This is a genomic window from Providencia sp. AGC89 (assembly GCF_053543535.1).
Genome location: NZ_JBIXLP010000059.1, coordinates 1 through 9221, shown reverse-complemented (window position 1 = coordinate 9221; position 9221 = coordinate 1). Strand labels below are relative to the sequence as shown.

General features: G+C 45.0%; 5 protein-coding genes, 6 tRNA genes and 4 rRNA genes. 1 reads left to right on the top strand and 14 read right to left on the bottom strand.

From position 1 onward, the window contains the following. From ACIPUA_RS08325 to ACIPUA_RS08300, 6 genes are all read right to left on the bottom strand, one after another. Positions 1-597 (bottom strand): GTP-binding protein (locus ACIPUA_RS08325; RefSeq protein ID WP_449059554.1); only part of this gene is annotated, 597 nt, incomplete at its 3' end. A gap of 113 nt (positions 598-710) precedes the next feature. After that, a tRNA-Thr gene (locus tag ACIPUA_RS08320) sits at positions 711-786 on the bottom strand. Between the two features lie 6 nt (positions 787-792). Next, positions 793-867: transfer RNA gene (locus ACIPUA_RS08315), tRNA-Gly, on the bottom strand. 77 nt (positions 868-944) lie between these two features. Next, positions 945-1029: transfer RNA gene (locus ACIPUA_RS08310), tRNA-Tyr, on the bottom strand. Between the two features lie 15 nt (positions 1030-1044). Then, positions 1045-1120: transfer RNA gene (locus ACIPUA_RS08305), tRNA-Thr, on the bottom strand. 17 nt (positions 1121-1137) lie between these two features. Then, positions 1138-1266 carry a hypothetical protein gene (locus ACIPUA_RS08300; protein ID WP_257786024.1) on the bottom strand — a complete coding sequence of 43 codons (129 nt, stop codon included), beginning with the start codon at positions 1264-1266 and terminating at the stop codon, positions 1138-1140. Between the two features lie 281 nt (positions 1267-1547). Between ACIPUA_RS08300 and coaA the strand changes: the two genes are divergently transcribed. Beyond that, positions 1548-2498, top strand: a complete 951-nt coding sequence (gene coaA / locus ACIPUA_RS08295) for a type I pantothenate kinase (protein WP_042849049.1) — start codon at positions 1548-1550, stop codon at positions 2496-2498. A gap of 38 nt (positions 2499-2536) precedes the next feature. Here coaA and birA read toward each other — a convergent pair whose 3' ends face one another. From birA to ACIPUA_RS08255, 8 genes are all read right to left on the bottom strand, one after another. Next, entirely contained in the window at positions 2537-3511 is a 975-nt protein-coding gene (birA, locus tag ACIPUA_RS08290; protein ID WP_042849050.1) for a bifunctional biotin--[acetyl-CoA-carboxylase] ligase/biotin operon repressor BirA, read from the bottom strand. Next, positions 3508-4542 (bottom strand): UDP-N-acetylmuramate dehydrogenase, encoded by a 1035-nt coding sequence (gene murB, locus ACIPUA_RS08285; RefSeq protein ID WP_105880908.1) that lies wholly within the window; start codon positions 4540-4542, stop codon positions 3508-3510. Before murB ends, birA begins: the two co-directional genes overlap by 4 nt. A gap of 176 nt (positions 4543-4718) precedes the next feature. Further along, positions 4719-4834: ribosomal RNA gene (gene rrf / locus ACIPUA_RS08280) — 5S ribosomal RNA — on the bottom strand. 26 nt (positions 4835-4860) lie between these two features. Next, positions 4861-4936 (bottom strand) — tRNA-Thr (locus ACIPUA_RS08275). Positions 4937-4981: 45 nt separating this feature from the next. After that, positions 4982-5097 (bottom strand): 5S ribosomal RNA (gene rrf, locus ACIPUA_RS08270). A gap of 146 nt (positions 5098-5243) precedes the next feature. Then, positions 5244-8152 (bottom strand): 23S ribosomal RNA (locus tag ACIPUA_RS08265). A gap of 336 nt (positions 8153-8488) precedes the next feature. Beyond that, positions 8489-8564, bottom strand: a tRNA-Glu gene (locus tag ACIPUA_RS08260). A gap of 138 nt (positions 8565-8702) precedes the next feature. After that, a 16S ribosomal RNA gene (locus tag ACIPUA_RS08255) occupies positions 8703-9221 on the bottom strand; the annotation flags it as partial.

The following is a 9221-nucleotide window of genomic DNA, read 5'->3' as shown; positions in this document are numbered from 1 at the left end:
GTAAGAATCCAAGTGCTCTGCTAATTCAACAATTTTCGCTTCCCACTCTGGGTTGCCTTCCAGCGCTTTCAGAGCTGAACCACGAACAACTGGAGTGTCGTCGCCTGGGAAATCGTATTGAGACAGAAGTTCACGAACTTCCATTTCAACTAATTCTAGCAGTTCTTCGTCGTCTACCATGTCACATTTGTTCAGGAAAACGATGATGTATGGAACACCAACTTGACGACCTAACAGGATGTGCTCACGAGTTTGTGGCATTGGGCCATCTGTCGCAGCAACAACCAGAATTGCACCGTCCATCTGAGCAGCACCAGTGATCATGTTTTTAACATAGTCGGCGTGTCCTGGGCAGTCTACGTGTGCGTAGTGGCGAGTTGGAGTATCGTACTCTACGTGAGAAGTAGAGATGGTGATACCACGCGCTTTTTCTTCTGGTGCGTTATCGATTTGATCGAATGCACGCGCTGCGCCGCCGTAAGTTTTAGCCAGAACAGTAGTGATAGCTGCTGTCAGAGTAGTTTTACCGTGGTCAACGTGGCCGATAGTACCAACGTTAACGTGCGGTTTTGAACGTTCAAATTTTTCTTTAGACATTAGATTGTCCCTCTAAGACACGGAATCGGTGGTTAAACCACATCAACCAAGCAAGAATTTCGCTTGTTATTTCAGGAGACAAAACAGGGAGATAATTGAGAACATAAGGGAAGTGGTGCTGATAGGCAGATTCGAACTGCCGACCTCACCCTTACCAAGGGTGCGCTCTACCAACTGAGCTATATCAGCACATCTTGGAGCGGGCAGCGGGAATCGAACCCGCATCATCAGCTTGGAAGGCTGAGGTAATAGCCATTATACGATGCCCGCAATGAACTCGGCTACCTGAGTTATCAGCTGTTAAACTGTTCCTCAAAATTTTCTTTGGAAAGAAAACTTCTTGGAGATGGTGGTGGGAGAAGGATTCGAACCTTCGAAGTCTGTGACGGCAGATTTACAGTCTGCTCCCTTTGGCCGCTTGGGTATCCCACCTATCCAAATTTTTAATGGTGCCGGCACCAAGAGTCGAACTCGGGACCTACTGATTACAAGTCAGTTGCTCTACCAACTGAGCTATGCCGGCATCAAGTGCTGCGCATTCTAGGAAGAGTGAGCGCATGTTGCAACAAAAAAATTAAGTTTTTTGTTCATTTGCTTATATTTTGTTCGCTTTTTGCATTTTTGCTGTTTTTTTAGCTCTTTTAAGATTAAAACATCAACAGCAGCCATTAACTATAATCCATTATTATTTGTTCAGCAAAGGGGGAAAAAAACTTAAAAAGTTTCAAAGGGCTATTTTTTATTCAAAATCACAGTTTTATCCCAGCAAATAGCAGATCGTTTTTTAATCATTCAGTATCATTTTTTCTGCACACTTCAAAAAAAACTCATAAAAAATACAAAAAAACCTACGCCTCACCTTTATCACTCGCTATGATGCTAGCAAATTTTATGGATACGGGTGTTTAGGCAACCTGTCCAACCTGCATAAAATAGGCAGATGTTGGTTTATGAAAAAGAATGAAAATTTTATTACTACGCCATACTTAGAGTTTGATAGAGAACACTGGGCAACTTTACGTGATTCAGTTCCTTTGACACTGACATCAAGCGAGCTTTTTGAATTAAAGGGGATTAATGAAGAGCTCTCTATGGAAGATGTTATCGAAATTTATCTACCTTTATCGCGTCTATTGAATTTTTATATCAGTTCAAATTTACGACGCCAAGCAGTTTTAGAGCAGTTTCTAGGAACAAACGGAGCAAAAGTTCCATACATTATTGGTATTGCTGGCAGTGTTGCCGTAGGTAAGAGTACAACGGCTCGTCTATTGCAAGCATTGCTGACGCGCTGGCCAGAACACCGTAAGGTTGATTTGATCACCACTGATGGTTTTCTACACCCTAACCAAGTTTTGAAAGATAGAAATATCATGAAGAAAAAAGGGTTTCCTCAGTCTTATGATATGCGAAAACTGGTTAACTTTGTGTCGCAAATAAAATCAGGTGCGCGCAATGTTAAGGCACCTGTGTACTCCCATCTGACTTATGATATCGTTCCTGATCAAGAACAACTAATTGACCAACCCGATATTTTAATTCTTGAAGGGTTAAATGTTTTACAAAGTGATATGGATTATCCACAAGATCCACACCACGTATTTGTCTCCGATTTTGTTGATTTTTCAATCTATGTTGATGCAGCACCAGAGCTATTAAAACAATGGTATATCGGTAGGTTCTTGAAATTTAGACAAGGTGCATTCTCTGATCCAGATTCTTATTTCCATAGCTACTCTAAATTAACAGAAGATGAAGCTATTAATATTGCTGGGTCAATTTGGGATGAAATTAATGGGTTAAATCTTAAAGAAAATATTTTACCCACCAAAGAAAGAGCAAGCCTAATAATGACTAAGGGCGAAAACCATTCTATTCAAAATGTCCGCCTAAGAAAATAGTTAATAATATATTGGCCGGTTTGTTACCGGCCAATATATTACTCATTGGGCCTCAATGATATTTCACCGCCAATATAAGGAATGATTTCACCATTATTTTTTTGTAATAATAATGCGCCTTGCTCATTAATCCCACGTTCAACACCCGTAATTATATCATTACCAATCAGTAACTTAACGTCCCTATTCAAAAAATTATCTAATTTAAACCACCTATCTAAAAATGGTTTTAACCCTTCGTTTTCAAATATAACCAAAGACTCTCTTAATGCCTTAATTATATTTACAGATAATTCATTACGCTCTATATCTTCAACTTCATCTCTTAATGAAGACCATTCTTGTGTTATTGTATTTGAACTTTCAATATTGTTTTTATTCATACCAATATTAATTCCAATACCAATAATAATATGAGCAGCATCCCCTGTTTTACCTGTTAATTCAACTAAAATCCCAGCCAGTTTTTTATCATTCATGTACAGATCATTAGGCCACTTCACTTTTACTTTTTCTTGGCTAATTTTATTTAATGTTTCTGCAATTACGATACCCACAACTAGGCTTAGCCCTATTGCCGCAGCAGGACCTTGGTCCAACTTCCAATACATTGATAAATAAAGGTTACAGCCAAATGGCGATACCCATTGCCGCCCTCTTCTACCGCGCCCAGCACTTTGATACTCCGCTAAGCAAGTATCTCCCGATTTTAGGCTTGGAATGCGCTCTAACATATATTGGTTTGTTGAATTAATAACAGGCTCAACAATAATGTTAACATCACTAATTTGCTGCTTAATGACTGCTCGGTTTAATAAATTAATTTGGTGAGGTAGTTTATAACCTTTTCCTGTAACAGTTTCGATGTTTAAGCCCCAAGAGCGCAACGTTTTAATATGCTTATTGATAGCAGCCCTCGTCATTCCAAGTTTATCACCGAGTTGTTCACCAGAGTGTATTTGAGCATCTGCTAAGATATCTATCAGCTGTAAGGGGATTGATGCCTCTTTCATTGAATATAATCCATTGCGTTAACCTCGCCATGACGACCAATAAATCGAACTTCCGGTTCTAAGATAATACCAAAACGCTTAGCAACACTTTGACTCACGTATTTTGCGAGGTTAACAACATCCATCCCAGTGGCTTGATGTTTATTAATTAAAACAAGTGCCTGCTGAGTATGAACTGCTGCTCCTCCTATCTCATGCCCTTTTAAGCCACACTGGTCAATAAGCCAGCCAGCTGCCAATTTTACACTACCATCATCTTGAATATATTGAGGACAACTTGGGTTTTGTTGCTTAATTTTTGCAGCTTGTTCAGCAGAAACAACAGGGTTTTTAAAGAAACTACCTGCATTGCCGGTAATTTTAGGGTCAGGTAATTTATTTCTACGAGTTTGGCACACGGCATCAAAGACTTGCTTAGGTGTTACCGTTTCGGGGTTAAACTGTGCCAAGTCACCGTAAGTCAACTTAGGTTCCCACATTTTCGCGAATTTCAGCCCAATACTGACAATAGCATAGCCATATTGATACTTATGTTTAAAGATACTATCACGGTAGCCAAATTGGCACTCACTGGCTGTAATGCGTGTTTCTTGATTTGTCTCAAGCGACAAGATATCTACGTAATCACAAATATCTTTTAACTCAACGCCATAAGCACCGATGTTTTGTATTGGGGCGGAACCTGCACACCCAGGAATTAAAGCAAGGTTCTCTGCACCGTAAACCCCTTTTTGCAACAATGTTTCCAATAGCTGATGCCAATTTTCACCCGCTTGGACATGTACGTGCCAATAATCGCCACACTCTGCGATCTCAATGCCTTTTAATTGATTAATAATGACAATACCGTCAAAATTCTCTACAAATAAGACATTGCTCCCCCCTCCAAGTAATAGTACAGGCAAATTATCACTTTTCGCTTTGAGCCATTGCTGATGGAGCGATTGTTTATTTTCTACTATAAAAACGGATAATGCTTTTGCATCAATACCAAAGCTATTGAATGGCTTGAGTTCAGAAGTTGGATTCATTACTACCTTCAGGGAAAATATAACGATAATAAAGTAAGTCTATCAGTCAGACTTAATCGTGGGTAGCTAGAATAATAAAATAAGATAATTTGAGATATTTTATATAGAGGCCGCTATTTTTTAGCAAAATTTAAATAGCAAAAAGCCACCCATTGGGTGGCTTCTTTATATTTAAAACCTAGCAGTTCCCTACTCTCACATGGGGAGACCCCACACTACCATCGGCGCTACGGCGTTTCACTACTGAGTTCGGCATGGGGTCAGGTGGGACCACCGCGCTATTGCCGCTAGGTAAATTCTTTTTAAATGCCGATTATATGGTGCTGATACCCAGATTCGAACTGGGGACCTCACCCTTACCAAGGGTGTGCTCTACCAACTGAGCCATATCAGCAATATGGTGCGGTCAGTCAGTACTGACACAACCTTAAAATTTAATGTCTGGCAGTTCCCTACTCTCACATGGGGAGACCCCACACTACCATCGGCGCTACGGCGTTTCACTGCTGAGTTCGGCATGGGGTCAGGTGGGACCACCGCGCTATTGCCGCCAGACAAATTCGGTTTGTTCCCGTTTAGCACATTTCGTCACTAAACCAGAACTGCAATCTTGAACAAGCTGCCATGTCCCTCGCCTCTCGGCTTCTCACGCTTATTGAATCAACGTCATCTCTCAATCTCTAAAACACCTTCGGTGTTGTCAGGTTAAGCCTCACGGTTCATTAGTATTGGTTAGCTCAACATATCACTATGCTTACACACCCAACCTATCAACGTCTTAGTCTTAAACGTTCCTTTAGGACCCTTAAAGGGTCAGGGAAGACTCATCTCAAGGCAAGTTTCCCGCTTAGATGCTTTCAGCGGTTATCTCTTCCGCACTTAGCTACCGGGCAATGCCATTGGCATGACAACCCGAACACCAGTGGTGCGTCCACTCCGGTCCTCTCGTACTAGGAGCAGCCCCTTTCAATCTTCCAACGCCCACGGCAGATAGGGACCGAACTGTCTCACGACGTTCTAAACCCAGCTCGCGTACCACTTTAAACGGCGAACAGCCGTACCCTTGGGACCTACTTCAGCCCCAGGATGTGATGAGCCGACATCGAGGTGCCAAACACCGCCGTCGATATGAACTCTTGGGCGGTATCAGCCTGTTATCCCCGGAGTACCTTTTATCCGTTGAGCGATGGCCCTTCCATTCAGAACCACCGGATCACTAAGACCTACTTTCGTACCTGCTCGAGCCGTCACTCTCGCAGTCAAGCTGGCTTATGCCTTTGCACTAACCGCATGATGTCCGACCATGCTTAGCCAACCTTCGTGCTCCTCCGTTACTCTTTGGGAGGAGACCGCCCCAGTCAAACTACCCACCAGACACTGTCCGCACCCCGGATAACGGGGCAACGTTAGAACATCAAACATTAAAGGGTGGTATTTCAAGGTTGGCTCCATGCAGACTGGCGTCCACACTTCAAAGCCTCCCACCTATCCTACACATCAAGGCTCAATGTTCAGTGTCAAGCTATAGTAAAGGTTCACGGGGTCTTTCCGTCTTGCCGCGGGTACACTGCATCTTCACAGCGAGTTCAATTTCACTGAGTCTCGGGTGGAGACAGCCTGGCCATCATTACGCCATTCGTGCAGGTCGGAACTTACCCGACAAGGAATTTCGCTACCTTAGGACCGTTATAGTTACGGCCGCCGTTTACTGGGGCTTCGATCAAGAGCTTCTCCTTACGGATAACCCCATCAATTAACCTTCCAGCACCGGGCAGGCGTCACACCGTATACGTCCACTTTCGTGTTTGCACAGTGCTGTGTTTTTAATAAACAGTTGCAGCCAGCTGGTATCTGCGACTGGCTTCAGCTCCATGGGTAAACCACTTCACCTAGCGCCAGCGTGCCTTCTCCCGAAGTTACGGCACCATTTTGCCTAGTTCCTTCACCCGAGTTCTCTCAAGCGCCTGAGTATTCTCTACCTGACCACCTGTGTCGGTTTGGGGTACGATTAGTGATAATCTAGAGCTTAGAGGCTTTTCCTGGAAGCGGGGCATGAGCTACTTCGCCACCGTAGTGACTCGTCATCAGACCTCAGCATATAGTGAACCGGATTTGCCTAATTCACCTGCCTACATCCTTAAACCGGGACAACCGTCGCCCGGCCAGCCTAGCCTTCTCCGTCCCCCCATCGCAATTATCACCAGTACGGGAATATTAACCCGTTTCCCATCGACTACGCATTTCTGCCTCGCCTTAGGGGTCGACTCACCCTGCCCCGATTAACGTTGGACAGGAACCCTTGGTCTTCCGGCGTGCGGGTTTTTCACCCGCATTATCGTTACTTATGTCAGCATTCGCACTTCTGATACCTCCAGCATGCCTCACAGCACACCTTCACAGGCTTACAGAACGCTCCCCTACCCAACAATATTTACATATCGCTGCCGCAGCTTCGGTGCATAGTTTAGCCCCGTTACATCTTCCGCGCAGGCCGACTCGACCAGTGAGCTATTACGCTTTCTTTAAATGATGGCTGCTTCTAAGCCAACATCCTGGCTGTCTGAGCCTTCCCACTTCGTTTCCCACTTAACTATGACTTTGGGACCTTAGCTGGCGGTCTGGGTTGTTTCCCTCTTCACGACGAACGTTAGCACCCGCCGTGTGTCTCCCGTGATAACATTCTTCGGTATTCGTAGTTTGCATCGAGTTGGTAAGTCGGGATGACCCCCTAGTCGAAACAGTGCTCTACCCCCGAAGATGAGTTCACGAGGCGCTACCTAAATAGCTTTCGGGGAGAACCAGCTATCTCCCGGTTTGATTGGCCTTTCACCCCCAGCCACAAGTCATCCGCTAATTTTTCAACATTAGTCGGTTCGGTCCTCCAGTTAGTGTTACCCAACCTTCAACCTGCCCATGGCTAGATCACCGGGTTTCGGGTCTATACCCTGCAACTCATTCGCCCAGTTAAGACTCGGTTTCCCTACGGCTCCCCTATACGGTTAACCTTGCTACAGAATATAAGTCGCTGACCCATTATACAAAAGGTACGCAGTCACCCTGATAAATCAAGGCTCCCACTGCTTGTACGTACACGGTTTCAGGTTCTATTTCACTCCCCTCGCCGGGGTTCTTTTCGCCTTTCCCTCACGGTACTGGTTCACTATCGGTCAATCAGGAGTATTTAGCCTTGGAGGATGGTCCCCCCATATTCAGACAGGATAACACGTGTCCCGCCCTACTCGTCGAGTTCACAACACTAGCATCTTCAGATACGGGGCTATCACCCTTTACTGCCGGACTTTCCAGACCGTTCTCCTGATACTAATGCTGATTAAGACTCTGGGCTGCTCCCCGTTCGCTCGCCGCTACTAGGGGAATCTCGGTTGATTTCTTTTCCTCGGGGTACTGAGATGTTTCAGTTCCCCCGGTTCGCTTCGTTTGACTATGTATTCATCAAACGATAGTGCAACGGATTGCACTGGGTTTCCCCATTCGGAAATCGTCGGGTATAACGGTTCATATCACCTTACCGACGCTTATCGCAGATTAGCACGTCCTTCATCGCCTCTGATTGCCTAGGCATCCACCGTGTACGCTTAGTCGCTTAACCTCACAACCCGAAGGTGTCTTCTGACAACGAGTGACTGTGCTTCATGATTTCGGCGTTAGTCCGTGCTCGCAATGCTCACGTACATTAAGTACGCTGCGCTTGCTGTGCGCGGGCTGCCTTGAACTCATTTCGCTCGTCGACTCGATAGTTCAAAGTACACTATTCAAGTTGAGATTTTTGAGAGACTCTCACATTGTTTAAGCGATAAACAATGTGCGTTGTTTTCAATTTTCAGCTTGTTCCAGATTGTTAAAGAGCATAATTGTTAAACCAACTACAACGTAATTGGCTTAATCATTATTGGGGACATCGTCTTTCACTCGATATCGGCGCAATTGGCGTCCCCTAGGGGATTCGAACCCCTGTTACCGCCGTGAAAGGGCGGTGTCCTAGGCCTCTAGACGAAGGGGACACGAAAATTCAATTGCAAAACACCGTTTTGCTATTTTCGTGTAAGTCTTATCCTTTCGAATAAGTCTCCCACGTAAAGCCATTGCTCTACTTTCTATCAGACAATCTGTGTGAGCACTTCACAAAAACACTTCAATGGTAAGGAGGTGATCCAACCGCAGGTTCCCCTACGGTTACCTTGTTACGACTTCACCCCAGTCATGAATCACAAAGTGGTAAGCGCCCTCCCGAAGGTTAAGCTACCTACTTCTTTTGCAACCCACTCCCATGGTGTGACGGGCGGTGTGTACAAGGCCCGGGAACGTATTCACCGTAGCATTCTGATCTACGATTACTAGCGATTCCGACTTCATGGAGTCGAGTTGCAGACTCCAATCCGGACTACGACGTACTTTATGAGTTCCGCTTGCTCTCGCGAGGTCGCTTCTCTTTGTATACGCCATTGTAGCACGTGTGTAGCCCTACTCGTAAGGGCCATGATGACTTGACGTCATCCCCACCTTCCTCCGGTTTATCACCGGCAGTCTCCTTTGAGTTCCCGACCGAATCGCTGGCAACAAAGGATAAGGGTTGCGCTCGTTGCGGGACTTAACCCAACATTTCACAACACGAGCTGACGACAGCCATGCAGCACCTGTCTCAGAGTTCCCGAAGGCAC

Coding starts and splice junctions, on each gene's coding strand:
- murB (WP_105880908.1), bottom strand. CDS start 4,542: ATGAATCCAACTTCTGAACTCAAGCCATTCAATAGCTTTGGTATTGAT.
- coaA (WP_042849049.1), top strand. CDS start 1,548: ATGAAAAAGAATGAAAATTTTATTACTACGCCATACTTAGAGTTTGAT.
- ACIPUA_RS08300 (WP_257786024.1), bottom strand. CDS start 1,266: ATGGCTGCTGTTGATGTTTTAATCTTAAAAGAGCTAAAAAAACAGCAA.
- birA (WP_042849050.1), bottom strand. CDS start 3,511: ATGAAAGAGGCATCAATCCCCTTACAGCTGATAGATATCTTAGCAGAT.